The organism is Streptococcus orisasini, from assembly GCF_001431045.1.
Lineage (GTDB): Bacteria > Bacillota > Bacilli > Lactobacillales > Streptococcaceae > Streptococcus > Streptococcus orisasini.
This window is the reverse complement of the sequence record NZ_BCLE01000003.1, coordinates 39046-64259: the sequence shown is the minus strand read 5'-3', so window position 1 is coordinate 64259 and position 25214 is coordinate 39046. Positions and strand designations below refer to the sequence as shown.

The 25214-nt window shown below is 41.6% G+C and carries 25 protein-coding genes and 2 pseudogenes; 20 read left to right on the top strand and 7 right to left on the bottom strand.

The window, feature by feature from the left end:
* The 6 genes from SCSH_RS00530 to SCSH_RS00505 all read left to right on the top strand — a co-directional run.
* Positions 1 to 304: aromatic acid exporter family protein (locus SCSH_RS00530; protein ID WP_503167503.1), on the top strand; the 304-nt coding region annotated here is incomplete at its 5' end.
* Between the two features lie 80 nt (positions 305 to 384).
* Entirely contained in the window at positions 385 to 756 is a 372-nt protein-coding gene (locus tag SCSH_RS00525; RefSeq protein WP_002262486.1) for a MerR family transcriptional regulator, read from the top strand.
* A 39-nt stretch (positions 757 to 795) separates the two neighbouring features.
* The gene (gene glnA / locus SCSH_RS00520) at positions 796 to 2142 is read left to right on the top strand and encodes a type I glutamate--ammonia ligase (protein ID WP_057489956.1); all 1347 of its coding nucleotides are present in this window, start codon (positions 796 to 798) and stop codon (positions 2140 to 2142) included.
* Between the two features lie 157 nt (positions 2143 to 2299).
* Positions 2300 to 6817 (top strand): glutamate synthase large subunit, encoded by a 4518-nt coding sequence (gene gltB, locus SCSH_RS00515; RefSeq protein ID WP_057489955.1) that lies wholly within the window; start codon positions 2300 to 2302, stop codon positions 6815 to 6817.
* Position 6818: 1 nt separating this feature from the next.
* Positions 6819 to 8255 (top strand): glutamate synthase subunit beta, encoded by a 1437-nt coding sequence (locus SCSH_RS00510; RefSeq protein ID WP_057489954.1) that lies wholly within the window; start codon positions 6819 to 6821, stop codon positions 8253 to 8255.
* A 130-nt stretch (positions 8256 to 8385) separates the two neighbouring features.
* Positions 8386 to 9027 carry a COG3942 and LysM peptidoglycan-binding domain-containing protein gene (locus tag SCSH_RS00505; RefSeq protein WP_057489953.1) on the top strand — a complete coding sequence of 214 codons (642 nt, stop codon included), beginning with the start codon at positions 8386 to 8388 and terminating at the stop codon, positions 9025 to 9027.
* A gap of 111 nt (positions 9028 to 9138) precedes the next feature.
* Here the strand turns inward: SCSH_RS00505 and rnjA are convergent, their stop codons facing one another.
* From rnjA to SCSH_RS00485, 5 genes and pseudogenes are all read right to left on the bottom strand, one after another.
* A complete protein-coding gene (rnjA, locus tag SCSH_RS00500; protein ID WP_057489952.1) occupies positions 9139 to 10821 on the bottom strand; it encodes a ribonuclease J1 in 1683 nt (560 codons plus the stop codon).
* Between the two features lies 1 nt (position 10822).
* Positions 10823 to 11053 carry a DNA-dependent RNA polymerase subunit epsilon gene (locus SCSH_RS00495; protein WP_057489951.1) on the bottom strand — a complete coding sequence of 77 codons (231 nt, stop codon included), beginning with the start codon at positions 11051 to 11053 and terminating at the stop codon, positions 10823 to 10825.
* A 268-nt stretch (positions 11054 to 11321) separates the two neighbouring features.
* Positions 11322 to 11480 (bottom strand): annotated as a pseudogene (locus SCSH_RS11435) (aldo/keto reductase); the annotation flags it as partial.
* Positions 11469 to 11630, bottom strand: a pseudogene (locus tag SCSH_RS11195) (aldo/keto reductase); the annotation flags it as partial. The pseudogenes SCSH_RS11195 and SCSH_RS11435, both read right to left, overlap by 12 nt.
* Before the next feature lie 20 nt (positions 11631 to 11650).
* Positions 11651 to 12700 (bottom strand): SDR family oxidoreductase, encoded by a 1050-nt coding sequence (locus SCSH_RS00485; protein ID WP_057489949.1) that lies wholly within the window; start codon positions 12698 to 12700, stop codon positions 11651 to 11653.
* A gap of 180 nt (positions 12701 to 12880) precedes the next feature.
* Here SCSH_RS00485 and SCSH_RS00480 point away from each other — a divergent pair, with 180 nt between their 5' ends.
* The 13 genes from SCSH_RS00480 (at position 12881) to SCSH_RS00420 (ending at position 22700) form a co-directional block, all read left to right on the top strand.
* Positions 12881 to 13342: a MarR family winged helix-turn-helix transcriptional regulator gene (locus SCSH_RS00480; RefSeq protein ID WP_057489948.1), complete on the top strand. Its 462-nt coding sequence runs from the start codon at positions 12881 to 12883 to the stop codon at positions 13340 to 13342.
* A gap of 10 nt (positions 13343 to 13352) precedes the next feature.
* Positions 13353 to 14039, top strand: coding sequence for a tRNA (adenosine(37)-N6)-threonylcarbamoyltransferase complex dimerization subunit type 1 TsaB (gene tsaB / locus SCSH_RS00475; protein ID WP_057489947.1), 687 nt, complete (start codon positions 13353 to 13355; stop codon positions 14037 to 14039).
* On the top strand, positions 14039 to 14476 hold the full coding sequence (rimI, locus tag SCSH_RS00470; protein WP_057489946.1) for a ribosomal protein S18-alanine N-acetyltransferase: 438 nt from the start codon (positions 14039 to 14041) through the stop codon (positions 14474 to 14476). The genes tsaB and rimI overlap by 1 nt, the downstream gene beginning before the upstream one ends.
* A 20-nt stretch (positions 14477 to 14496) precedes the next feature.
* Positions 14497 to 15507 carry a tRNA (adenosine(37)-N6)-threonylcarbamoyltransferase complex transferase subunit TsaD gene (tsaD, locus tag SCSH_RS00465; protein ID WP_057489945.1) on the top strand — a complete coding sequence of 337 codons (1011 nt, stop codon included), beginning with the start codon at positions 14497 to 14499 and terminating at the stop codon, positions 15505 to 15507.
* A gap of 281 nt (positions 15508 to 15788) precedes the next feature.
* Positions 15789 to 16721: a sugar phosphate isomerase/epimerase family protein gene (locus tag SCSH_RS00460; RefSeq protein ID WP_057489944.1), complete on the top strand. Its 933-nt coding sequence runs from the start codon at positions 15789 to 15791 to the stop codon at positions 16719 to 16721.
* Positions 16722 to 16749: 28 nt separating this feature from the next.
* Positions 16750 to 18120, top strand: a complete 1371-nt coding sequence (locus SCSH_RS00455) for a PTS transporter subunit EIIC (RefSeq protein ID WP_057489943.1) — start codon at positions 16750 to 16752, stop codon at positions 18118 to 18120.
* 57 nt (positions 18121 to 18177) lie between these two features.
* Positions 18178 to 18915 carry a DeoR/GlpR family DNA-binding transcription regulator gene (locus SCSH_RS00450; RefSeq protein ID WP_057489942.1) on the top strand — a complete coding sequence of 246 codons (738 nt, stop codon included), beginning with the start codon at positions 18178 to 18180 and terminating at the stop codon, positions 18913 to 18915.
* A 78-nt stretch (positions 18916 to 18993) separates the two neighbouring features.
* On the top strand, positions 18994 to 19644 hold the full coding sequence (rpe, locus tag SCSH_RS00445) for a ribulose-phosphate 3-epimerase (RefSeq protein WP_057489941.1): 651 nt from the start codon (positions 18994 to 18996) through the stop codon (positions 19642 to 19644).
* On the top strand, positions 19641 to 20090 hold the full coding sequence (gene rpiB, locus SCSH_RS00440; RefSeq protein ID WP_057489940.1) for a ribose 5-phosphate isomerase B: 450 nt from the start codon (positions 19641 to 19643) through the stop codon (positions 20088 to 20090). Before rpe ends, rpiB begins: the two co-directional genes overlap by 4 nt.
* Before the next feature lie 91 nt (positions 20091 to 20181).
* Positions 20182 to 20880: an AzlC family ABC transporter permease gene (locus SCSH_RS00435; RefSeq protein WP_057489939.1), complete on the top strand. Its 699-nt coding sequence runs from the start codon at positions 20182 to 20184 to the stop codon at positions 20878 to 20880.
* Positions 20870 to 21196 carry an AzlD domain-containing protein gene (locus tag SCSH_RS00430; protein ID WP_057489938.1) on the top strand — a complete coding sequence of 109 codons (327 nt, stop codon included), beginning with the start codon at positions 20870 to 20872 and terminating at the stop codon, positions 21194 to 21196. Before SCSH_RS00435 ends, SCSH_RS00430 begins: the two co-directional genes overlap by 11 nt.
* Positions 21197 to 21253: 57 nt before the next feature.
* Positions 21254 to 21754, top strand: coding sequence for an O-acetyl-ADP-ribose deacetylase (locus tag SCSH_RS00425; RefSeq protein WP_057489937.1), 501 nt, complete (start codon positions 21254 to 21256; stop codon positions 21752 to 21754).
* A 169-nt stretch (positions 21755 to 21923) separates the two neighbouring features.
* A complete protein-coding gene (locus SCSH_RS00420) occupies positions 21924 to 22700 on the top strand; it encodes a DUF4931 domain-containing protein (RefSeq protein ID WP_057489936.1) in 777 nt (258 codons plus the stop codon).
* 69 nt (positions 22701 to 22769) lie between these two features.
* Here SCSH_RS00420 and aao read toward each other — a convergent pair whose 3' ends face one another.
* Complete coding sequence (gene aao, locus SCSH_RS00415) at positions 22770 to 23942, bottom strand: aminoacetone oxidase (protein ID WP_057489935.1); 1173 nt, start codon at positions 23940 to 23942, stop codon at positions 22770 to 22772.
* 133 nt (positions 23943 to 24075) lie between these two features.
* On the opposite strand from aao, the gene SCSH_RS00410 reads away from it, so the two are divergent.
* Positions 24076 to 24588, top strand: coding sequence for a DUF536 domain-containing protein (locus tag SCSH_RS00410; protein ID WP_057489934.1), 513 nt, complete (start codon positions 24076 to 24078; stop codon positions 24586 to 24588).
* 247 nt (positions 24589 to 24835) lie between these two features.
* Here SCSH_RS00410 and SCSH_RS00405 read toward each other — a convergent pair whose 3' ends face one another.
* A complete protein-coding gene (locus SCSH_RS00405; protein ID WP_057489933.1) occupies positions 24836 to 25135 on the bottom strand; it encodes a YbaB/EbfC family nucleoid-associated protein in 300 nt (99 codons plus the stop codon).
* Positions 25136 to 25214: the final 79 nt, after the last annotated feature.

The following is a 25214-nucleotide window of genomic DNA, read 5'->3' as shown; positions in this document are numbered from 1 at the left end:
TATTTACTCGCTTGTGTTTTTTCTTATCAATAGTCTATTTCATTATGATTACTGGGTCACAGTTGTTTTTGTTCCAATATTCACCATGTTAACTATTATGACCAATGTTGCTGTGGACAATAAAACAGGAATTATCGGTGGAGTTGCAGCCTTGCTTATTATTACCTTGTCCATTCCTAGGGATGAGACAATCCTTTATGTTTTTGCAAGAATTTTTGAAACTTTTGTGGGTGTTTTCATTGCTATCACTGTTAATTCAGATATTGATAAAATACGAAAATTTTTCAAGAAAGAAAAAGTTTGAAGTTTATGTTAGAAAATCTGACATAAAGGCTTGACAGTCATAAATTTTCAGAATATAATAGACAATGAAAGGAGGAAATCATGAAAGAAAAAGAACTTAGGCGATCAATGGCAGTCTTTCCTATCGGGACTGTAATGAAACTGACGGATTTAACAGCTCGTCAAATTCGTTATTATGAGGATCAAGGATTACTGACCCCGGATCGCAGTTCTGGAAATCGACGCCTTTACTCGCTGAATGATATGGATGTTTTACTGGAAATCAAAGACTTCTTGGATGAAGGGTTAAATATCGCAGCTATCAAGAGAGAGTATGCGGATCGCAAAGATCGTGCTCTGAAGAAGCAAAAAGCTTTGACAGATGCGGATGTTCGACGGATCTTACATGACGAACTCCGAAATCAGGGCCGTTTTTCAAGTCCGACCCAACATCTTGGTGGCTTACGTATGTAAATGCGTAACGTGAAATTTAATTTTTAAAAGGAGGCCGTTATGGCAATCACAGCAGCAGACATTCGTCGCGAAGTTAAGGAGAAAAATGTTACTTTCCTCCGTTTAATGTTTACAGATATCTTGGGGATAATGAAAAATGTAGAAATTCCAGCTACTGACGAACAATTAGATAAAGTACTTGCAAATAAAGCGATGTTTGATGGTTCTTCAATTGAAGGTTTTGTACGTATTAATGAGTCAGATATGTACCTTTATCCTGATCTTGATACTTGGACTGTTTTCCCTTGGGGAGATGAAAACGGAGCTGTTGCTGGGTTAATCTGTGATATTTATACAGCAGAAGGGGAACCCTTTGCCGGTGACCCGCGCGGTAATTTAAAAAAAGCTTTGCGTCATATGGAAAAGCTTGGCTTTAAATCCTTTAACCTTGGCCCAGAACCTGAGTTCTTCCTTTTCAAAATGGATGAATTTGGCAATCCTACTACTGAAGTAAATGACAAGGGCGGCTACTTTGATTTGGCACCTACGGATCTTGCAGATAACACACGCCGCGAGATTGTTAATGTCCTGACTAAAATGGGATTTGAAGTCGAAGCTAGTCACCACGAAGTGGCTATTGGCCAGCATGAAATTGACTTTAAATATGCTGATGTTCTAACTGCTTGTGACAAAATTCAGCTGTTCAAATTGGTTGTTAAAACAATCGCTCGTAAACATGGCTTGTATGCAACCTTTATGGCTAAACCTAAATTTGGTATTAATGGTTCAGGAATGCATTGTAACATGTCCTTGTTTGACAATGATGGTAAAAATGCTTTCTTTGATCCAAAAGATCCAAAAGGAATGCAGCTGTCTGAAACGGCTTATCAGTTCTTGGGCGGTTTGGTGAGACATGCTTACAGTTACACTGCTATCATGAATCCAACTGTTAACTCATACAAACGTTTAGTTCCTGGTTATGAAGCTCCAGTTTATATCGCATGGGCTGGCCGCAATCGTTCTCCGCTGATCCGCGTACCTGCTTCACGAGGTGTTAGCACACGTTTGGAATTGCGTTCAGTTGACCCTACAGCTAATCCTTATTTAGCCTTGGCTGTCCTCTTAGAATCTGGACTTGATGGTATTGAAAACAAAATTGAAGCACCAGCACCTGTAGAATCGAATATTTATGTGATGACTGTTGAAGAACGTAAAGCAGCTGGCATTGCGGATCTTCCGTCAACTCTTCACAATGCGCTGAAAGCTTTACAAGAAGATGAAGTGGTTAAAGCGGCCTTAGGCAATCATATTTATACAAGTTTCCTTGAGGCTAAGCGTATTGAATGGTCCAGCTATGCTGCCTTTGTATCGCAATGGGAAGTTGATAGCTATTTGGATCTTTACTAAGCAAAAAGCAGCCAGTTATGGCTGTTTTTTTGTCTAATAAATAATTGAATTTTCAGAATTTTTTAACGATATTCTGTCCTTCTGCATAAATATGTGATATAATTTAATCGTCTATTCAAAAAAAGAGATTTGGTTAAACTTGGTTAGGAGTGAACGTATGAGAGAGGTTATTAAAAAGGCACAGCAAACTACCTTGTGGGATCCGTCCTTCGAATCGGACGCCTGTGGTATGGGATTTGTTGCTCAGATTGATGGGGTTGCCAGCCATCAGCTGGTTGATTATGCCTTAACGATGTTAGAGAGAATGAACCATCGCGGCGGTACCGGTGCTGAGCCTGATACTGGTGATGGTGCCGGTATGCTGCTGGCTATGCCGGATGAATTTTTCCGACTGAAAGCTAAAGAGGAGGATGTTGATTTGCCGCCATTGGGAGACTATGCCGTTGCCCAATTGTTTCTTCCTCAGGATAAGGTGGCAAAAACCATTTTAGCAGACAGTCTGATTAGTGAAATCAAAAGATTAGGTTTTAACATACTGCTGTCGCGTGATGTCCCTTTTAATTATGATAATTGCGGTCCGGCTGCTCAGGAAATTATGCCGAGTTTTGTGCAGCTCTTTATTGAAAAACCGACTGAAACAAGCAGCGGACGCGCGTTTGAGGACAGACTTTTCCGTTTGCGCCGTAAGCTAGAAAAAACTTTTGCTGCAGATGAGCTCTTTATTTGTTCCCTATCAAGTAAGACCATTGTGTATAAAGGCATGCTGCATGCCTTTCAGGTTCGTCTCTTTTATCCTGACTTGTCAGATGAACTGTTTAAATCACACATTGCATTAACTCATTCTCGCTTTTCAACAAACACTTTCCCATCTTGGGATCGTGCACAGCCTTTTCGTTTTTTGGCACATAATGGGGAAATCAACACGCTTCGTGGGGCTGAAAATTGGATGCACAGCCATCAAATTGAAGTCTATAATGAAGAAAATTCAGACTCTGCTAAGCTGGAAAACTGTCTGGAGTATCTTTACCGTCATGGCCGCGATATTCCGCAAAGCTTGCTGATGATGGTTCCAGAAGCCTGGGGAAAAGATGCAGGACTTTCTAAAGAATTAACGGCTTTTTATGAGTATGCATCTAGTTTTGTTGCTCCTTGGGACGGTCCGGCTGCTTTGGTATTTACTGACGGTGAAATGGTTGGGGCTCGTTTGGACCGTAATGGTCTTCGCCCCAGCCGCTATTCCCGCACCAAAGATAATTTCTTGATTTGTTCAAGTGAATCCGGTGTCGTTGACATAGAGCCCAGCCAAGTTGTTGAAAAAGGGGTTCTTGGTCCCGGCAATATGATGTTAATTGATACCAAAAAAGGCTTGGTATTAAAGAACGAAGGCGTTAAAGAACATTATTCTAAACAGCATCCTTACCAAGAGTGGGTAAAAGAGAATATTGCTCTCTTGGATGAATTTGCTGAGCAGGAAGAAATTGTCAATGATTATGATGTTAATCAAATGTGGAAGATTTTTGGTTATACGGATGAGACCATTCGGACGGTTATTCTGCCCATGTCAGAAAAAGGGGAAGAACCTGTTATTTCAATGGGCTTTGACAGTCCCTTAGCAGTATTATCAAAGAAACCGCAATCTCTTTTCACTTACTTTAAACAGCAATTTGCTCAAGTAACCAATCCTCCTATTGATGCCATTCGTGAGCAGTTAGTGGTTTCGACGACAGTCTTTTTAGGCGGTGATGGCGATATTCGCCAAGACAGTGCTGATAATTGTATCAAGGTTCAGGTTGACAGTCCTGTGCTTTCCAGTCAGGATTTTGCAAAATTAGCCAATCTGACAGATAAGCGTTACAAGGTAACAACCCTATCAACTGTTTATGATTTGGGCGATTCTGACAATAACCGTCTGCAGTATGCCTTGGAAGATCTTTTCAAAAAGGCCGACGAGGCAGTCAACCAAGGCAGTAAGATTATCATCCTGTCAGACCGTGGTGTCACTAAAGGCCGCTTAGCCATTCCTATTTTACTGGCGGTTTCCGGTCTGAATAATTACATGGTTGTCAAAGGGAAAGCCAGTCAATTTTCGATTGTTGTTGATACGGCAGAGGCTTTTGAAGTTCATCATTTTGCGACCTTGGTTGGTTTTGGTGCGACAGCTATCCACCCTTATGGTGCCTATGCAACCTTAGCGGCCTTTGATAAGATCAGCGATTCTTTTGAAAAATACCGTAAAGCTGCCGAAAAAGGGATTGTTAAAGTCATGAGCCGTATGGGAATCTCAACGATACTTGGCTATAAAGGAGCTCAGCTTTTTGAAGCTATCGGTCTTTCTTCTGACGTTGTTAACCAATACTTCAGAGGAACAGCTACGCGCATTGAAGGGCTGACCTTAAATCAAATCGAAAAAGAGTATCTGGAGCGTGTTGATTTTGCCTTTGGTTCAAGAGCCAATGATTTCCTGCCTTCTGGCGGTTCCTACCAATATAAGACAGATGGAGAATACCATCTCTTTAACCCACGGTCTATTTATAATTTCCAACAATCTATTCGCCGCGGGGACTACGGCCTCTTTAAGCAATACTCAACCGAATTGGATAATGAGGCTCTAAAACAGCCGACGACTCTGCGGTCTCTCTGGGAATTTGATTCTAAGCGGCCCAAAGTTGATCTATCAGAAGTTGAACCAGCCAAGGAAATTGTAAAACGTTTTAAAGTTGGTGCCATGAGTTTTGGTTCCCTTTCTAAGGAAGCGCATGAAACAATTGCTCAAGCCATGAACTCTATCGGAGCCAAATCAAACTCTGGCGAAGGTGGTGAAAACCGCAAACGCTTCAAGCCACAAGCTGATGGCCGCAATATTAATTCTAAAATTAAGCAAGTTGCCTCCGGACGTTTTGGTGTCAATGCAGAATACCTCATGTCTGCAGAAGAATTACAAATCAAATTAGCACAGGGAGCTAAGCCTGGTGAGGGCGGCCAGCTTCCTGGTCAAAAAGTCTTCCCTTGGATTGCTGAGATTCGCGGAGCAACCCCGGGTGTACGCTTGATTTCGCCACCGCCCCATCATGATATTTATTCTATTGAAGATTTGGCACAGTTAATTTATGATTTGAAGGCTATCAATCCTTATGCCAAAATCAATGTTAAATTAGTTTCAAGCACAGGCGTTGGTACCATTGCTACCGGCTGTGTCAAAGCGGGTGCTGATAAGGTAGTTATTTCAGGCTATGACGGTGGTACAGGTGCTTCTCCGCGCAATTCTGTTCGCGATGCGGGGCTTCCGTGGGAAATGGGTTTGGCTGAAGCTCATCAGACCTTATCGCTCAACCGTCTTCGTCAGCGCATGACTTTAGAGACAGATGGGAAATTAATGACAGGCCGCGATATTGCTATTGCCACCTTATTAGGTGCAGAGGAATATTCATTTGCTAGTTTGGCTCTGATTTCAGTTGGCTGCGTCATGATGCGCGTGTGCTCACTCAATACTTGTCCTGTCGGGGTTGCAACGCAAAATCCTGAATTGCGCAAGAATTTTTCAGGCAAGCCAGAACATGTAATCAACATGATGACTTTCCTAGCAGAAGAATTGCGGGAATACATGGCTGAATTGGGCTTTCGTTCTGTTGATGAAATGGTTGGCCATGCAGAAGTTTTGAAATCAAGATTTGTGGCACAAGGTAAGGCAAAATCTCTTGATTTTTCAAGGGTTATTGGCAATAGTTTCCCGATTGAACGGAAAAATGAAGATCCTTTTGCTGAAGAACGCCAATGGAAAGAACTGGATGGTTTTGCTGCAGCAGCTATCGAAAAAGGTATCAGTGTTACTGTTGAAAAGACCATTAATAATGTGGACCGTTCGGTTGGAAGCCGCATGGCCGGCTGGATGGCAGAGCGCTATGGCAATGATTCTGTTAAGGAAGGCCTGATTAAATATCATTATAAGGGAATTGCCGGACAAAGTTTTGCCAGCTATATTACACAAGGTCTGGAATATACTTTGGTCGGTGAAGCAAATGACTACATTGCAAAATCCATGTCAGGCGGACGTTTAATTGTCAAGCCTCCGCATGATGCAGCCTACGATGTTGAAAATTCACCAATTGTCGGTAATGTTTCCCTCTTTGGTGCTGTCAAGGGTGAAGCTTATTTTGCAGGCCGTGCAGGTGAGCGCTTCTGTGTTCGTAATTCGGGAGCAAAAGTTGTTGTTGAAGGTGTCGGTGCCCATGGCTGTGAATACATGACTGGCGGTGTGGCTGTTATTCTTGGAACAACAGGACGTAACTTTGCTGCCGGTATGAGCGGCGGTGTAGCCTATGTATATGATGCCAACGGAGACTTTAAGGAAAAAGTTAACATGGACATGGTTGACTTGTACGCTGTCGGTGAAACGCGCGGAGATGACATCTTAAAAGATATGGTTGAAAAACACTATGAATACACAGGCAGTGCCAAGGCTAAGCGTCTTCTGGACAACTGGGATGAAGAAGTGAAGAAATTCATCAAAGTTTACCCAAGTGATTTCCATGACATTAATGATATTGAATATGCTCTCAGTCAAAAAGGCATGAGCGGTGATGAACTTGAATTGCATACATTTGAAGTAGCCACTGGCGGCGATGCCACAGCGCAAGAACGGCAAGCTTTGCTGGCTAGTGTAACAGGAGGAAAATGAGATGGCAGATCCATTTGGATTTTTAAAATATGAACGCAAGGACAATCCCTATCGTCCTGTTAGCGAGCGTATCAAAGATTTTGAAGAACTGCAGAGAGTTCTATCCGTTGAAGAGCGCCAGAAGCAAGCGGCTCGCTGCATGAATTGCGGAATTCCTTTTTGCCATGAGGGAACATTTTATGGCGGCGGTCGTGCTGTTTCCGGCTGTCCAAATGATAATTTGATTCCTGAATGGAATGATTTAGTTTATAAAGGCGATTTCAGGCGTGCTTTTGAGCGGCTGACGCGAACCAATCCTTTACCGGAAATGACAGGGCGTGTCTGCCCAGCTCCTTGTGAAAAGGCCTGTACAGAAGGCTTAAACGGTGCTGGCGTTACCATTCATGATAATGAACGTTTTATCATTGATAATGCTTTCGAAGAGGGTTGGGTAGCTGATTCCGGCCGACCAATTGAGCGGACTGGCTTTAAAGTAGCTGTCGTTGGTTCGGGTCCGGCTGGTTTATCAGCAGCTTGGCGCCTCAATCAACTGGGACACAGTGTGACAGTTTTTGAACGTTCGGATCGTTTTGGTGGTCTGCTCATGTACGGGATTCCTAATATGAAGTTGGATAAAAAAATTGTTCAGCGCCGCATTGACACCATGGCTGAGATTGGTATTAATTTTGTTGCTAATACAGAAATTGGCCGTGATATCACTGCAGAAGAGCTGCTAGATAAATTTGACCGTGTTATCTTGGCGACTGGTGCCAGTGTTCCCCGTGATTTGGATGTTCCGGGACGTGATTTAAAAGGCATTCGCTTCGCAGTTGATTTCTTGACGGAAACAACTAAGACGCTTTTGGACAGTGAAGACAAGCAGCTGCCTCGTTCGCTTGAAGGCAAGCATGTTTTGGTCATCGGCGGCGGTGATACTGGGAATGACTGTATTGGTACAGCTGTTCGTTTGGGCGCTGCCAGTGTTAAACAGTTGGAAATTACGCCGCAGCTGCCTGAAAAGCGTCTTCCAACAAATCCATGGCCGCAGTATCCAATGATTAACCGCACAGGTTATGGACAGGAAGAAGCCAATTTTGTTCAGTCTACTGATTTGACGGATTATACTACATCAACAGTAGAATTTCTTGGTGAAAATGGTCAGGTAACTGCTGCTAAAACTGTTAAAGTTGGTCCAGGTTTTAAAAACATTGAAGGAACAGAGGGTGTTATCCAAGCAGACCTCGTTCTTCTAGCCATGGGCTTCACCGGTGCTGAAAAAGCTCTCTTTGACCAATTCCAAGTAGAATGTGTCTACGATGACTATTCAACCCGCAATGAAAAAGTTTTTGTTGCAGGCGATGCCCGTCGCGGCCCTAGTCTCGTTATCTGGGGAATTCGTGAAGGCCGCAAAACAGCAGAAAAAATTGATCAAAGCCTCAGAATGATGGTTGCCGAATGAAAGATGGGCAACCATCTTTTTTTTCTTGTTATCAATTAGTAATGGAAAAAGTTCTTTTTCTTAAAAAGTTTGAAATAATTATTCGATATGATGTTATTATCACTAAAAGGAGATGTTAGGAATAATAGTTATGAAAAGCCAATTTTTAAAAAAAGCAACTTTTACTGTTGCAGCTACGGCAGCAACAGTTGTTTTAGGAAATAAAATAACTAGTGCAGATACCTATACCCTTCAAGAAGGAGATTCATTTTTCAGTGTTGCTCAAAAATATAATATGGATGTTTATGAGCTAGCAGCACTTAATGGAAAAGATATTACTAGTCTAATTTTGCCGGGGCAAACCTTGACTGTTAATGGAACAACAGCACCTGACAATACTCAGGCAGCACCAGCAGATGGCAGTCAAAATCAGGCCACTACACAAGCAGCACCAGCTGATGGTAATACTTATCCCGTTGGTCAATGTACTTGGGGAGTAAAAGAAGTCGCAACTTGGGCTGGCGATTGGTGGGGCAATGGCGGTGACTGGGCTGCCAGCGCAGCAGCACAAGGTTATACTGTCGGCAACACGCCAGCCGTAGGATCAATCATGTGCTGGACAGATGGTGGTTATGGACACGTCGCTTATGTCACAGCTGTTGGCGAAGATGGTAAAGTTCAGGTGCTGGAATCAAATTATAAAGATCAGCAGTGGCTTGATAATTACCGCGGCTGGTTTGATCCAAATAACAGCGGAACGCCTGGTACTGTCAGCTATATTTATGCTAATTAATGATAAAAAAAGATTCAAGACAGTTCAATGTTGCTGAGCAGCTAAGAACTACTTGGATCTTTTGTTTTTATAAAACTGAAAAAACGAGGCTGAATAGACCTCGTTTTAAATTTAATGTTTGTCAGGAGTTAAAATCATAGGGATGATAATAGGTTCGCGCTCAGTCTTTTCATAAAGATAAGGTCTGAGTGCATTAACGATAGCTCCGTTGACGGATTGAATGCTGGCTTCTTTATTTTTTAAAGCGATACGAATAGCATTGAAAAGAATGCGTTGGCTGCTGCGAATAAGGTCGCCAGATTCCCGCATATAAATAAAGCCGCGGCTAAGAATATCTGGACCAGCCAAAATCATTTTAGTTTTGAAATCAACAGTGGCTACGGCTAAAACGACACCGTCTTCAGAGAGATCGCGGCGATCGCGCAGGACAGCTGCACCGATATCACCGATACCGTTTCCGTCAACATAAATGTCCTGAGCATTGAAATGCCCGGCTCTTCTGGCAGAATTTTTAGTTAAGGCCAGAACATCACCGTTTTCCATGATAAAGATATTATCCTTAGGGACACCTGTATCAATAGCCAGTCCAGCATGAACTTTCTGCATACGGTATTCTCCATGCACGGGCATGAAGTATTTTGGCTTGATAAGACGCAGCATTAACTTTTGTTCCTGTTGTCCGCCGTGTCCAGATGTGTGGATATTGTTGACTTTGCCATGGATGACTTCAACGCCAGCTTCTTGGATAGTATTGATCAGCTTATTGACGCTGGTTGTATTACCAGGAATAGGGCTGGATGAGAAAATGACAGTGTCACCGGGCTGCAGCTGAACCTGCCGGTGTGTACCATTAGCAATTCGCGACAGAGCTGCCATAGATTCTCCCTGGCTTCCTGTACACATAATCATAATCTCACTAGCATGGTATTCTTTGATTTCGTTAGGTTCTATGAAGGTTCCTTTAGGTACTTTTATGTAACCTAGTTCAATGCCGTTGACAATAGCTTTTTCCATAGAGCGGCCAAATACAGCAATTTTACGGCCTGTTTTTACAGCTGCTTCAGCGGCCTGCTGCAAACGGAAAATATTGGAGGCAAAAGACGCAAAAATAATCCGTCCATGAATCCCCTCAATGATATTCATAATAGACTGTCCAACAACTTTTTCAGAATTGGTAAAAGTTGGAACCTCAGCATTGGTTGAATCTGATAATAGGCAAAGAACTCCCTCTTCGCCAAGAGCTGCCATACGATGAATATCTGCTGGCTCACCAACTGGTGTGAAATCAAATTTGAAGTCTCCGGTACAGACAATTTTTCCTTGAGGGGTATGAATAACAACGCCTAAGGGCTCTGGTATGGAGTGAGTAGTCCTAAAGAAAGTAACACTGAGATTTTTAAAGGTCAATTCAGTATTGTGATTGATTTCGTACAATTTTGCATCGCGCAAAAGGCCGTGTTCTTCCAATTTTCCACGAATAAGCGCAAGCGCCAAAGGCCCCGCATAAATAGGAATATTGGCCTGTTTTAGAAGAAAGGGAATACCACCAATGTGGTCTTCATGGCCGTGGGTAATAACAAGAGCCTTGATGCGGTCAATGTTGTCTACAATATAAGAATAGTCGGGAATGACATAATCAATGCCAAGAAGATCTTCCTCAGGGAATTTTATTCCGGCATCAACAATAATAATTTCATCTTGATATTCAATTCCGTAAGTATTTTTACCAATCTCGCCTAATCCGCCGATAGCATAAACACCGACTTCTTCAGCTTTTAAATTAATATTTGCCATCTTAGAACTCCGTTAGCTCAAAGGCACCTGTTTCTTTTTCATATTCTAGGTGCTTATCGGAAAGAGGTTCTATGAGTTCAATGTTGTAAGCAGTATTTTCTTCAACTGCCTGACGAGCCTTAATGCGACCTTCAAGCTCATCCTTAGCGTCAATATCGAGATAGAGAGCTTTTGTCTGTTCACGACGTGGACTGCGATCTTTGGTTTCTTGATAAAAAACTTTGTAAATCATTTTATTCCTTTCTGTTATATCATGATTAATCCAAACTACAAAAAATCGGTCAAATATGAGACCTTGCTATATTTGACAAGAAACTATGAAATTTTTATGAGTAATAGATTTAACCTTGATTCGTTGCAATTATTAAGATTATACCATAATTTGAGACGTTAGTAAAAATATTGAGATAAATTGTTTGTGTCTGTAGATAACTTAGGCAGAAGTAGCTTAACAACTTATCTTTTTATAGTTAATTTGATATTTAAACAAAATACAGACACTAACTAAGCCTATCGCTGATTTCGCTTAATTTTTGCAGGTCAGCTTCTGTCAGCCTAAAGTTTTGTGCTTCAAGATTGCTTTGGGCTTGTTTGAGAGTGCTGGCACCAGAGATAGCAAAAACGGTGCTGCCATGTGCATGGATCGGCCAGTTAATTCCACCTTGCAAAGAAGCCTTAATGATATCATAAACCAAATGACTGCTAACAGATCTCCACCAGTTTTTGCCCTGATTGCTGAATTGCCAAGTTCCCAGTCCTATAGGAGATAAAAGAAGGTTTGAGTGTCCCAAAGGTCTTAAGTTTTCCATAGAAAAGCTCCTTTTAAATATTAGTTCAGATAGCCATGATTGCGGTACCAGCGGACAGTATCTAACAAAGTTTCTTCAAACGGTCTGAATTGTCCACCCAGTTCCTGTTCAGTTTTTTCATGGTTAAAATATGTCCGAAGATATTCTTCTGCTGTAATATCTACAACCTCCTTGCTGACTAGAACAGGTTTACCAGTAACTTTATGATAAAGCTCATTCCATTGTGCTAAGATTTGAACCAGAAAAATTGGGATATGGCGTTTGGGAGCAGGAATGCCTGTAGTTTCTTCCAAAGTTTTGACAATGGTTTCCATAGTCATATGACGGCCTGCTGCCAAATAGCGTTCGCCTCTGCGTCCGTATTTTAGGGCTAAAATATGAATGGCAGCAACATCTCTGGCATCAACGACACTATAACTAGCTTTGGTGATAATACCTGGTAATTTTTGCTGCATGTAATCCAAAATCAGCTGTCCGGTAGCTGTCGGTCCCATGTCCCCAGGACCATACATAGAACCAGGCAGAACATAGCAAATAAAAAGATTAGGATGCTTGTTTAGGAAGTCATCTACAGCCTTCTCACTTAAAATTTTGCTGCGGTAGTAATTAAGCTTGGTATCCGCATTTCGTGACATGGTCTCATTAATAAGCTGATTGCGCTCACCTTTTAGTACGGCAATAGATGAAGTATGAACTATTGATCTGATGCCGGCGTCATAAGCAGCCTGCATTAGATTAATAGTTCCTGTGATATTGGTATCGTAGAGTTCCTGCCAATGCTTTCCACCTTTATGGTTATCCCGGAAAAAAGCTGCCGTATGAAAAAGACTATCGCAGTCGGATAAGTAAGAACGATAGCTTTCCGGATCAAGAATGTCTCCTTTAACATATCGGATTGGCAAATCGCCAAATTGCAGCTTAGCTTTTTCTATGGAACGCACTAAAGCAGTGACTTTTATACCTTGCTCAAGTAAAGCACGAACAAGATTATTGCCTAAAAGACCAGTAGCACCGGTCACGAAAGCATGTTTAACAGTTCTTTGATTTTTTGATACAGCAGTTTCTGTCATGATAAGTTCCTTTTCTGATTTGAATAATTTAGAAAACGTAAAAAGGTCATTCAAAAATAGATGACATGTCATCTATTTTTGAAGTCATTTTATATTTTTAATAATTAATTGTCAACAATTTAGCCAAACTAGTGTAAAATAGAAAAGAGATTAATCTTATGTTTAAAAAGGAAATGCGTAATGTCATTAAAAGGTTCTCAGTTTAGGTACTTGTTTAGAAGTGCAGAAAGAAGTGCCATGAAAGAGTTAAGCAGGCTATTGGAGCCTTTGGGGATAACTCCTAATCAGGGAGAAGTCATTGTTGTATTAGGAAAACACGCCCCCTTGTCCTTGAAAGGATTAGGAAATCTTCTTATTTGCGAAGAAAAAAGTCCTAGTCGGCTGGTACAATCGCTTATTAAGAAAGGCTTGATCACTAAAGAAAGATCGGCTAATGACGGGCGCAGCTCCCTTCTTTCTTTAACAACAGCAGGTCAAGAATTACTTCCTAAGGTTGAAGAGTGCGAAAGTGCTTTTGACCAAAAACTAGAAAAGCAATACCCAGAAATTGAAATGCTCACCCAATCCTTGAAAGCTTATATCACAGGCAGCTCTTATGAAGAAAAGCTCAAGCGCCGTTCACTCTGGGATGAAAAGGAATGAAAGGAACCCTATGAAAGTTTTATCCTTTGACACATCAAGCAAGGCTCTGTCAGTTGCTCTTTTGGAAAACGAAAAGTGTTTGGCAGCTATGACCTTGAATATTAAGAAAAACCACAGTATCAGTTTGATGCCGACAATTGATTTTTTGATGCAATCCGTTAATCTGACGCCTCAGGATTTAGACAGGATTGTAGTTGCTGAGGGTCCCGGATCTTATACAGGTCTGCGCGTGGCTGTAGCAACAGCTAAGACTTTGGCTTATGCACTGGGGATTGATTTGGTAGGTGTCTCTAGTTTGAAATCACTCGCTCTTAGCGGTGCCTATGAAGGGCTGACTGTTTCTATTATGGATGCTAGACGGCATAATGTTTATGTTGGCTTTTATGAAAATGGCAGAGCTGTGGAAGCTGATAGACATGCTTCATTTCAGGATGTTTTAGAGCATTTGCAGGGAAGGCAAAAACTGACCTTTGTAGGAGAGGTGGCTGCTTTTCGTGAGGAAATTTTACAGAATTTTCCCCAAGCCCAGGTTCTGGAAGTTTTACCGTCTGCTGTTGAAATTGGTAAAGTCGGTCAGTATCTGCCGGCAGTTGATGTCAATGCCTTTGTTCCTAAATATCTTAAAAGAGTAGAAGCAGAGGAAAATTGGCTCAAGACTCATGAGGATTCTGATTCTTCTTATATCAAGCGGGTGTAATGATGAGAGATGAAAAGAATCAAGAAACAGCCGTTGCTGTCTTTACTATCTTAGAAGATGTTTACAAGATTTCTCCTTGGACCCAAAAACAGATTCTGGCAGATATGAACCGTCAGGATGCAGACTACTTTTTTGTTTATGATGATAAGGAAATTGTAGGCTTCTTATCCATTCAGCACTTAGTGGGAGAATTAGAGCTGACAAATTTGGCTGTTAAAAAGGCTTACCAGAAGCAGGGTTTAGGCAGTCAGCTTATGACTGCATTTATAAAAGATGAACAGCTTCCTGTCTTTTTGGAAGTCAGAGCTTCCAATCAAGCAGCTCAGGCTCTTTATCGAAAATTCGGTTTTCAGGCTGTTGCTAAAAGAAAGGATTATTATCACCATCCTAGAGAAGATGCTATTTTGATGAAACGTGAAGGTTTAGTAGGTTATTAAAGTAAAAAGAAAGAAAACTAATGACAGATACATATATTTTAGCTATTGAATCATCTTGTGATGAAACCAGTGTTGCTGTTTTGAAAAACGGCAACCAGCTTTTAAGCAATATTATTGCCAGTCAGGTAGAGAGCCACAAGCGCTTTGGCGGGGTAGTACCTGAAGTAGCCAGCCGTCATCATGTGGAGGTTATTACGCTGTGTATTCAGGATGCCTTAAAAGAAGCTGACATCAAGGCAGAAGATTTGTCAGCTGTTGCTGTGACTTATGGACCCGGCCTTGTAGGAGCCCTGCTGGTTGGAATGGCAGCTGCCAAGGCTTTTGCCTGGGCGTACGGGCTTCCTTTAATTCCGGTCAATCACATGGCTGGCCATCTCATGGCAGCGCAGAGTATTGCTGATTTACAATACCCGCTTTTGGCGCTTTTGGTATCAGGCGGTCACACTGAACTGGTTTATGTATCAGAAGCAGGACAGTATAAAATTATCGGTGAAACACGTGATGATGCAGTGGGAGAAGCTTATGACAAGGTAGGTCGTGTCATGGGACTGACTTACCCTGCCGGACGTGAGATTGACGAATTAGCTCACAAGGGACAAGATATTTACAATTTCCCGCGTGCTATGATTAAGGAAGATAATTTGGAATTTTCTTTTTCCGGACTGAAATCGGCCTTTATTAATCTTCATCACAATGCTCAGCAAAAAGGAGAAGAGCTGCCCGTGGAAGATTTATGTGCTTCATTTCAAGCAGCAGTTTTAGACATTCTTTTAACAAAAACGAAAAAAGCTTTGGAGCAATATCCTGTCAAAAACTTGGTGGTGGCAGGTGGTGTAGCCGCTAATCAGGGACTTCGAGAGCGTTTGAAAGAAGAAATAAAGGATGTAACTGTTCTGATTCCGACGCTTCGTCTTTGCGGAGACAATGCAGGCATGATTGCTTATGCGGGAGCTGTTGAGTATGCCAAAGGAAATTTTGCAAAACTGGATTTAAATGCTCAGCCAAGTTTGACTTTTGACAGCTTGCAATAAAATAATATTAAAATAGGGAGCCCAAATCACTATCGTTGATGAGTTGATTTTGGGCTGTTTTTATTTTTCTTTTAATACTCTTTAAAAATCATATAGGTTCTTGCCTTCACTTTGCCCTACCCTAGTACAGCCAGCAGCTTGTCGCCTAGTCTATTTTTTGAATAGGATTTGGCAAAATACGAAAATATTTGAAAAAATATTAAAAAAAATGACAAAAAATGATTGAAAACGTTTAATAAAAAGATTATAATGAACGTGTAGCTACATAGAAAGGAGATATGATGAAATTAGCCACACGTATCAATTCGTTTTTGCCAGTAAACAATAACGATATCAAGAAAGTTTTCAAACATTTCAGAAAGCTTGGTCTAGGATATGTAGACCTCAACTATCCAGAACATGTGAAAGGTTATGAGGCAAAAGAGATGAAGGCTCTGTTGGCTGACAATAATTTAAGGCTAAACGGGCTTGCCCTGCGTTTTAGAGAACAGTTTATTAATGGCGAATTAGGGAATGCCAACCCTCAGATTGCTCAAAAAGCTTTGCAGCTGTGCAAGGATGCTGCGGATTACTGCCGTCAAGCAGGAGGTAAAGTCATTACTATTTGGCTGGGCTTTGATGGATTTGATTACAGTTTTCAAATCAACTATCAAAAAGTTTGGCAGCAGCTGACAGCTGCCTATCAAGCGATTGCTGACTATGCTCCTGACTTGCAAGTCAGCATTGAATACAAGCCTTTCCAACCCCGGGCTTATGCTTTTATTGACAGCATGGGTGTGACGGGCATGATGCTGAACGATGTCAACAGAGAAAATGTCGGTGTGACACTGGACTATTGCCATATGCTGATGAAACATGAAAATCCAGCCTTTGCTGCGGATATTTTTGGCAGTCGAAAGAAACTCTACGGCATTCATCTCAATGATGGCTATGGTCTTAATGACGACGGGCTTATGATAGGAACCTCGACACCTTTTAAGACGCTGGAACTCTTATATTATTTGAAAAAGCACGACTTTGATGGGGTTATTTATTTTGATACCTTTCCTGTTATAGAGGATGCTTCAAAGGAATGTGAACAAAACATAAAGATGATTGAGCATTTTGAGCATTTAATCGATAAGATGGGGTTGGAATATATACAGTCTGTCATTGATAAGAATGATGCAGTGGCAGCAAGCCAGCTGATGTTTGATTTTTTTAAGGGAATTTAGCCTTTCCTTCAGATTAAAGGAGAAAAAGATGGTCGATTACAAAAAAACAGCTAGAGACATTTTAAGTCATATTGGCGGTCCTGAAAACATTTTGAACATGACACACTGTGCGACAAGGCTGCGTTTAAACTTAAAAGATAGTTCTAAAGCGGATGATGAAGCAATCAAAAATGTTGATGGAGTCGTGGATCTTATCAACAAGGCTGGCCAGTATCAGATTCTAATTGGAACGGAAGTTCCGCATGTTTATGATGAATTTGAAATCTTGGTCAAAGGAAATGACAATAATAGTCTCGATGAAGGAGGGGAAGAAGGAGGCAATCTTATCAGTAAGATTTTCGCGGCAATTTCTGGAATTTTTGCGCCTCTCTTGCCGGCCTTAGCTGGTTCTGGTATTTTAAGAGGTCTGCTTATTCTTGCAGTGCAACTGGGATGGGTGAGTGAAAAAAGTGGAACCTATACCATCTTATTTGCTGCGTCGATGAGTGTTTTCTACTTTCTGCCTGTTTTGCTGGCCTTTACTTCTGCCAGACGCTTTGGTGCCAGTCCTTATATTTCTGCCTTGATTGGTGCCGCCCTTTTGCATCCGGATTTTATTGCCCTGATGGGGAAAACAGGGAACGGTGCGATGACTGATTTCTTTGGAATTCCAGTTGTTCTGATGAATTATAATTCAACGGTTGTGCCTGTTATTTTAACCATCTGGGCTTATTCTTATCTTTACAAATGGCTGGATAAGCACATTCCTGAGACACTGAAATTAGTTATGGTGCCCTTGATTTCTCTATTAATCATGGTGCCCTTAACGGTAATTGTTATCGGACCTATGGGTGTGTATGGCGGTGAATTAATTGCTAATGGTGTGAACTGGCTGATTGAAAGAAGCGGCCTCTTAACAGGAGTTGTCATCGGCGGTGGCTGGAGTGTGCTGGTAAGTTTTGGTATTCACTGGGCAGTCAATCCGATTATGATTAATAATATCTCTCAAAACGGCTTTGATTATATTTGTCCTCTGACCTTTGCTTGTAACTTTGCCGTTATTGGAACAGCTATGGGTGTTTATCTCAAAGGAAAAGATAAAAATCTGAAAAATTTCGCCCTGACTGGTGCGGTAACCATAGCTTTATCAGCCATTATTGAGCCAACTTTGTTTGGTTTATTGGTAAAAAATAAGAAGCTGTTTCTGGCTCAAATTATTGGCGGTGCTGTTGGTGGAGCATATCTAGGCTTCACAAAGGTCGTAACAAATGCCTTTGTGTTTGGCAGCGTTACAACTTTCCCAGCTTTCATTGCTGGCAATGTGAATGTTATCAACGGCATTATTGGTCTTGGAATTTCAGTGATTGTTGGCGCCATTTTGGGTTACATTTTTACAGACAAAGAAGATAAGTTGGCGTAAATGAAAATGCCAAGCAATTGTGGTATCATTATTATTATGAGGTGAAGGTGACTGATAATGATACCATATGAAAGACAGCAAAAAATATTAGAAGTTATTGAAAATAAAGGAATTGTAAAAATTGATCAATTGCAAAAATGGATAAGCGGTGTGTCAATTTCAACTTTAAGACGGGATTTAAAAGAATTGGAAAAAGCTCGTAAGATTGAAGCTTTGTCAGGAGGAGCAGTCAAACTCAATTCGACAGTCAGGGAATTACCGATTTCACAAAAGACTACTTTAAACAGTGATAAAAAGGCTAAAATTGCTGAAATTGCTGCTAAAGAGATTGCAGACGGTGATATTATTTATCTTGATTCGGGTTCCACTTGCTCTGCTCTTTTTGAACAGATTTTTGACAGGAAAATAACGATTTATACGACCAACACGGATATTTTGGGCTTTCATGACTCGATTGCTGCCAAAATTATTCTGCTGGGAGGCGAATATAATCCTAAAACATCTTCCTTGAAAGGAAGTCTGACTGAGGAAAATTTAGGTGGTTTGTATTTTGATAAATCTTTCTTGGGTATAAATGGCTTGTCAAAAATCAGTGGTGGAACGACTCCAACATTGGCAGAAGCGGTTAAAAAAAGAATTGTCAAAGAGCACTCTAATCAGTTATTTCTCTTGTGTGACAGCTCGAAATTTCATAAAACCTCAAATGTTAAGGCATTTGATCTGAAACATCTTACTGTGATTTCTGACCGATTTGATCCCTTGATTGATGAGATTGTTTCTTTAAAAGTCAATTGATACCTGCTTATAATGATTAGAATCCAATTTCTGAAATTTTCAGGAGTTGGATTCTTTGCTTTAAAAGGGAGGAAAACTATGGCAAAATTACTGTGTCCCAGCATAATGTGCGCTGATTTCGGAAAACTCCGACAGGAAGTAAGAGAACTTGATCAGGCTGGTGTGGACATCTTTCACTGCGATGTGATGGATGGCAGTTTTGTCCCTAATATGGCAATGGGAATGATGGCTATTGAAACGGTTCGCCGAAATACTGACAAAATGGTGGACTGCCATCTCATGATTGAAAATCCCAGCAGCAAGATCGACTGGTTCATTGATGCCGGTGCTGATCTGATTTATATTCATCCTGAAAGTGAGCGCTATGTTTCAAAGACGCTGGCCTATATCAAAAGCCGAGGGAAGCTGGCCGGGCTGGCTGTTAATCCTGATACGGCTCCGATGGCTGTAGCAGAAGTCTTGCATCTGTGTGATTATCTGTTGATAATGACAGTAAATCCAGGCTTTGCTGGACAGCAATTCCTTGTGACAGTTAAAGAGAAGATTAAAATGTTTCTTGAAATGAAGAAGAAATACCATTACAAAGTCATTATTGACGGCGCCTGCAGTCCGCAAATAATAGCTGAACTGTCAAAAATGGGTTGTGATGGCTTTGTTTTGGGAACCAGTGCACTTTTTGGTAAAGAAAAAACTTATCATGAATTAATAAAGGAGCTGCGAAAATTATGAAAATAGGAATTGGCAATGACCATGTCGCTGTAGCTTATAAAAAAGCTATCAGCGATTATATCAGAGAAAAGTACGGTTATGAGGTCCTCAATTTTGGAACAGACAGTACAGAGCGTTTTGACTATCCTCTATCAGCTCAGGCAGTTGCTCAAGCTGTCGTCAGCGGTCAAGTTGACAAGGGCATTTTGATTTGCGGCACGGGAGTCGGTATCGGAATCTCAGCCAATAAAGTCAAAGGTGTTCGTTGTGTCATCTGTAGTGAACCTTATTCGGCTAAGCTTTCCCGCGAGCACAACAATAGTAATATTCTTGCTTTTGGAGCGCGTGTCGTAGGGCTTGAATTGGCCAAGATGATTGTAGACAGCTGGCTGAATGCAGAATACGAAGGCGGCCGCCATCAAAAAAGGCTGGATATGATTGAGGCAATAGAGGAAGATAAGCTCTAAAAGGAAGTAGGTGAAAATACTCTTGATTTCGTATTCAAGAGTATTTTTATGTGCTATAATGAAAAATATGAGATAAATTGTGAGGGATTTGATGCACGAAAAAGGATTTTGGGAAGGAATGAAGGCTGCTGCACCGACAGCACTAGGCTACATTTCAATAGGACTGGCCTTTGGGATTGTGGCAGCAGCTGCCGGTCTGTCTCCTTTAGAGGTTGGTTTGATGAGCCTCTTAGTTTATGGTGGTTCAGCCCAGTTTGCCATGGTTGCGATGTTTGTTTCAGGTGCAGATTTGGGAACGATTACTCTGACTGTTTTTTTGGTTAACTTGCGCAATATGCTTATGAGCCTGCATGCAACGACGATTTTTACCAAGTCCAGCCTTTGGCAGAATATTGCTATTGGCACCCTGATTACTGATGAAAGTTACGGTGTCTTGCTGGGAGAAAATGTCCACAATAAAAACATCCAAACAAGCTGGATGCATGGCAATAATCTTCTGAGCTATTCGGCCTGGGTGGGAGCCAGTATTGCAGGAACTTTACTGGGCAACACCATTCCCAACCCAGAAAATTTCGGTCTTGATTTTGCCTTGATTGCCATGTTTATCGGGCTTTTAGTCAGCCAGTTTGATGCTATGGTGCTGACAGACAGCGCCAAAAAGATTTTTCTTGTTTTGGCAAGTGTCGCAGTGAGTTTTGTGCTGCTTTCGATGCTGCTGTCAGAAGCCTTGGCAGTGCTGTGTTCAACTTTGGTTGGCTGCGGAGTGGGGGTAGTGCTGGATGAGTCTTGATTCTTATGTCTTAACTGCTGTTTTATTGGGATTTGCGGTCAGTTGGCTGCCTCGGATTGCGCCTTTTATTCTAGTCAAATATAAGGGGCTGCCGGATATTGCGGTGCGTTTTCTTAAGTACCTGCCTGTTTGTATCCTCTTTGCGCTGACTTTTTCTAGTCTTCTTGATGAAAAGGTCGGGCGCTTCCCGCAAGTGCACTGGCTGGAAGTCTTAGCCAGTCTGCCTGCTTTTTACATTGCCTATAAGTCCAAAAATTTACTCTATGCTGTCTTAACAGGAATTGCGGCCATGGCCGTTGTTCGTCTGCTGTTTTAAATAAATTGAAGCCATGTATCTATTATTTTTCATGTGAAAACATTAGTTGAGGTTTGTATGTTAAAAATTATTCAAGGGGATATTACCAAGGTCACAAACGTTGATGCTATCGTCAATGCAGCCAACCAAACATTGCTGGGCGGCGGCGGTGTAGATGGAGCGATTCATAGGGCTGCGGGCAAAGAACTGCTTGAAGAGTGCCGCAAGCTCGGAGGCTGTAAGACCGGTCAAGCAAAGCTGACCAAGGCCTATAAGCTTCCTTGCCGCTACGTTATTCACACTGTTGGTCCTGCATGGCAGGGAGGCGGAAAAAACGAAGCTGAACTGCTGGCCTCTTGCTATCGGGAATCGTTGAAGCTGGCGGCTCAGAATGGTATCCGCAAGATTGCTTTTCCTTCCATATCAACAGGCGTCTATCATTTTCCTCTTGATGAAGCGGCCAAAATTGCCTGTTCTGAAGTTAGATCCTATCTTAAGGAACATCCAGACACGTTTGACCTTATCGAATGGGTCTTGTTTGATGAAAAGACTTATGCTGCTTACGACACTTATCTGTGAAATAAATACCTGATAAGAAAAATGTTTGGCACTCATAAAAAGAAAGCGGGACAGATCTGTATGATGACATTTAGAAAGCCATCATGCAGGTCTGTCCCAATCTCTTTTTACTTTAAAAATGAAAAAATATGCTAGAATAATCTCATAAATATCTAGAAAAGGAAAAGTTATGACCTATCGTAAGCTCATATTCAATACAGCTATTGCCAGTCAGAAACCTAGCAACAAGGACGTTTGTCCTTTTTGCGACCAGACAGAGCTTGGCAAAATTTTAGATACGAAAAAAGACATGATTTGGGTTGAAAATAAATTTCCAGTTTTGCAGGACAGCTATCAGACCTTGATTATTGAGTCCAGTTGGCACGATGGTGACATTTCTGCTTATGATTTGACCGTTAACCATCAGCTTTTCACCTTTATGTTTGAAAAATGGGCAGAACTGGAAGCTTGTGGGAAATACCACAGTGTTGTTCTTTTCCGTAATTTTGGTCCCTTATCGGGCGGAAGTCTCAGACATCCGCATTCACAGATTGTAGGATTTAAGGATGTGGATGCTTATGCAGCTTTAGATAGAAGAACTTTTGACGGTTTGGAGATATGCGGAGAATCAGAAGAGGAAGCCAAAATAAGCATTTCCTTGTATCCTTTACAGGATTTCACAGAATTTAATGTCAGCATTTCTAACAGCAAGGGCCTAAACCGTCTAGCAGACAGTGTTCAGCTGCTCAGCGATTATGTGCTCAATGATTTTGCCCAAGGCCGCTGTAGTTCATACAATCTTTTCTTTTATCGCTTCGAAGAAGAAATCTGCTGCAAAGTTGTTCCGCGCTTTGTCACCTCGGCCTATGGTATTGCTTACGGTCTTCATCAAGTCAATCAACTAAAAAGACTGGAAGCTATTAGAGATGAAGTGAGGATTAAGCTGGCAAAAAAAGCTAAGCAGTAAACTTTATCTGGCATTTAGTAAAAACTGCAAAAGTTTGCTTGCTAGCTAGTTTTTGCTGCCCTGTTTTAATCACCAAGATGTGCTGCCAGCCACCCAGCCAGTACACAGGGCTGACGTGATGTTGAAACCACCTGTGTGAGCATTGATATCTAAGACCTCGCCAGCAAAGAAGAGATCTGGTACTTTTTTGCTTTCCAGTGTTTTAGGATTGATTTCTTTAAGATCGACTCCGCCTTTGGTAACAAAGGATTTGGCCAGAGACATTTTGCCGGTAATCTTGATAGGCAATTTTTTAAGCTTATCTGCAAGTTCTTGTGTTTGGGCTGGAGACAAATGTTTAATCTTGTCTGGCAGGTCTGCAGTCAGAAAGTCAGCCACGCGTTCGGGCACCAAACCCTTGAGAGCATTTTTGCAGGACTTTTCACGATTTTTCTGAAAATAGCTGAGCAGCTCAGCAGGCATCATCTGTGGTAAAAAGTCCAGATTAGCTGTCTCACCGCCGGAGACAAAGCTGGACAGGCGAAGTGCAGCAGGACCGGACAGACCAAAATGCGTAAAGAGCAGATCATGAGTTATACGGTGTTTGCCACAGCTAAGGGTGATGTCATCAAGTGAAATTCCCTGCAAGGCCTTATGGGGGAAGTCTGTCAGCAGCGGACTTTCAGCCGCTTCAAGGGAAGTCACTTCCAGCTTGAAATGGCGGGCAATTTCATAGCCAAATCCTGTTGAGCCGGTCGATGGATAAGATTTTCCGCCGGTTGTAACAATCAGTTTCTGACAGGTAAATGCTGCATCTTTTGATTTGACCTGAAAGAGACTGTCCTTTTTCTTGACTGAAGTGACTTCTGTATTAGTCAGAACAGTGCCGCCAGTTTCTTGGATTTTTGCTTCCAGAGCGCGGATAATAGTCTGTGATTTATCTGTCGTTGGGAAAACGCGCCCGTGATCTTCAGTTTTCAGGGCTACCCCATTTTCTTCAAAAAAATGGATAATGTCATGATTGTCAAACTGGGAAAAGACGCTGTAGAGAAAGCGTCCATTGCCAGGAATGCCTGCCATGAGGTCATCAAGAGTGCCGTTGTTTGTAACATTGCAGCGACCGCCGCCAGTGCCGGAGAGCTTTTTGCCCAACTTGCGGTTTTTCTCAATGAGGAGAACCTTTTGGCCGTAAAAACCGGCAGAGATGCTGGCCATCATACCGGCAGGACCGCCGCCGATAACAATAGTATCAAAATGTGTCATACATCCATTCTAGCATAATTTTACTGGCTTTGACAGATTCCTTAAAAGTGTTGGTTTTCCTGCCATAAATTGACAGATTAAGGGTGATGTGATACTATTTTCATAGTATAAATTCTGTAAAAATGAGGATATTATGGCAATTGAAAAGACAGTCAGCGAATTGGCTGAAATTCTGGGAGTGAGCCGACAAGCGGTTAATAACCGTGTTAAATCTTTTCCTGAAGAATACGTTGAAAAAAATGATAAGGGGGTTACGGTTGTTAATCGTGCAGGCCTTATCAAATTAGAGGAAATTTATAAAAAGACCATCTTTGAAGATGAGCCAGTCAGTGAAGAAGTTAAGCAGCGGGAATTTCTTGAAATTTTAATTGATGAAAAAAATACTGAAATTACACGCCTTTATGAGCAGCTGAAGGCCAAAGACAGCCAGCTGCAGTCAAAGGATGAGCAGCTGCGCATCAAGGATGTTCAGATTGCTGAAAAGGATAAACAAATTGATCAGCAGCAACAGCTGACCCTAACAGCTATGCAAGATAAGGAACAGCTGAAACTGGAGCTGGATGAGGCTAAGGCAGAAGTTGAAGAAATTCAAAATCAGCAGGAAGGCATCAAAAAAGGCTTTTTTGCGAGATTGTTTGGCAAATAAAAGAGGAGGCTGGGACAAAAAGTCCCGCCTCCTTTATACTCTTCAAAAATCAAAACTATAGGTTGTTGCCTTCACTTTGCTCTACCCTAGTACAGCATGCAGCCCGTCGCCTAGTCTATTTTTGATTTTTATTGAGTATTGACCCGATAGACCCAAGTAGTGGCAGATAAACAGTCACTGTCTTATTTTTCAAGCCCTATTTTGCCCAGTTGGCTGGGCTTTTTTTATACTATCTTTTTGACGAATTTTAAAATGGTAATTTTCCAGCAAAGGCGCCCATTGTTTTTTGTGTTGCCTCTTCAATTTGGCTGAGAGCATCATTGACAGCCTGAACTGTCATATCCTGTAGAGTCTCAATGTCCTCAGGATCAACAACGGCTTCTTTAAAGTCGATAGAAACAAGCTTCTTGTCACCTGTGAAGCTAGCTGTCACAAGTTCTTGGGCCGACTTACCAACAAAAGTAGTATCAGCTAATTCAGCTTGTTTTTTCTCCATTTGTTTTTGGAGTTTTTGCGCCTGTTTCATCATGTTTTGCATATTCATCATAAGATTTTTAAGATTCCTTTCGTATCAAGGGATTAGGCCTTGTTTGTAAATTTTCGTTGCCTTATTTCAAAAGCAGAGG

Bases quoted from the DNA above. Each gene is read 5' to 3' on its own strand.
- SCSH_RS00410 (WP_057489934.1), top strand. From the start codon at position 24,076: ATGGCAATTGAAAAGACAGTCAGCGAATTGGCTGAAATTCTGGGAGTG.
- tsaD (WP_057489945.1), top strand. From the start codon at position 14,497: ATGACAGATACATATATTTTAGCTATTGAATCATCTTGTGATGAAACC.
- SCSH_RS00430 (WP_057489938.1), top strand. From the start codon at position 20,870: ATGAGTCTTGATTCTTATGTCTTAACTGCTGTTTTATTGGGATTTGCG.
- rpe (WP_057489941.1), top strand. From the start codon at position 18,994: ATGGCAAAATTACTGTGTCCCAGCATAATGTGCGCTGATTTCGGAAAA.
- SCSH_RS00405 (WP_057489933.1), bottom strand. From the start codon at position 25,135: ATGATGAATATGCAAAACATGATGAAACAGGCGCAAAAACTCCAAAAA.
- glnA (WP_057489956.1), top strand. From the start codon at position 796: ATGGCAATCACAGCAGCAGACATTCGTCGCGAAGTTAAGGAGAAAAAT.
- rnjA (WP_057489952.1), bottom strand. From the start codon at position 10,821: ATGGCAAATATTAATTTAAAAGCTGAAGAAGTCGGTGTTTATGCTATC.
- tsaB (WP_057489947.1), top strand. From the start codon at position 13,353: ATGAAAGTTTTATCCTTTGACACATCAAGCAAGGCTCTGTCAGTTGCT.
- SCSH_RS00420 (WP_057489936.1), top strand. From the start codon at position 21,924: ATGACCTATCGTAAGCTCATATTCAATACAGCTATTGCCAGTCAGAAA.
- SCSH_RS00435 (WP_057489939.1), top strand. From the start codon at position 20,182: ATGCACGAAAAAGGATTTTGGGAAGGAATGAAGGCTGCTGCACCGACA.
- SCSH_RS00510 (WP_057489954.1), top strand. From the start codon at position 6,819: ATGGCAGATCCATTTGGATTTTTAAAATATGAACGCAAGGACAATCCC.
- SCSH_RS00495 (WP_057489951.1), bottom strand. From the start codon at position 11,053: ATGATTTACAAAGTTTTTTATCAAGAAACCAAAGATCGCAGTCCACGT.
- SCSH_RS00455 (WP_057489943.1), top strand. From the start codon at position 16,750: ATGGTCGATTACAAAAAAACAGCTAGAGACATTTTAAGTCATATTGGC.
- aao (WP_057489935.1), bottom strand. From the start codon at position 23,942: ATGACACATTTTGATACTATTGTTATCGGCGGCGGTCCTGCCGGTATG.
- SCSH_RS00485 (WP_057489949.1), bottom strand. From the start codon at position 12,700: ATGACAGAAACTGCTGTATCAAAAAATCAAAGAACTGTTAAACATGCT.
- SCSH_RS00460 (WP_057489944.1), top strand. From the start codon at position 15,789: ATGAAATTAGCCACACGTATCAATTCGTTTTTGCCAGTAAACAATAAC.
- SCSH_RS00450 (WP_057489942.1), top strand. From the start codon at position 18,178: ATGATACCATATGAAAGACAGCAAAAAATATTAGAAGTTATTGAAAAT.
- SCSH_RS00525 (WP_002262486.1), top strand. From the start codon at position 385: ATGAAAGAAAAAGAACTTAGGCGATCAATGGCAGTCTTTCCTATCGGG.
- SCSH_RS00505 (WP_057489953.1), top strand. From the start codon at position 8,386: ATGAAAAGCCAATTTTTAAAAAAAGCAACTTTTACTGTTGCAGCTACG.
- SCSH_RS00480 (WP_057489948.1), top strand. From the start codon at position 12,881: ATGTCATTAAAAGGTTCTCAGTTTAGGTACTTGTTTAGAAGTGCAGAA.
- rpiB (WP_057489940.1), top strand. From the start codon at position 19,641: ATGAAAATAGGAATTGGCAATGACCATGTCGCTGTAGCTTATAAAAAA.
- gltB (WP_057489955.1), top strand. From the start codon at position 2,300: ATGAGAGAGGTTATTAAAAAGGCACAGCAAACTACCTTGTGGGATCCG.
- rimI (WP_057489946.1), top strand. From the start codon at position 14,039: ATGATGAGAGATGAAAAGAATCAAGAAACAGCCGTTGCTGTCTTTACT.
- SCSH_RS00425 (WP_057489937.1), top strand. From the start codon at position 21,254: ATGTTAAAAATTATTCAAGGGGATATTACCAAGGTCACAAACGTTGAT.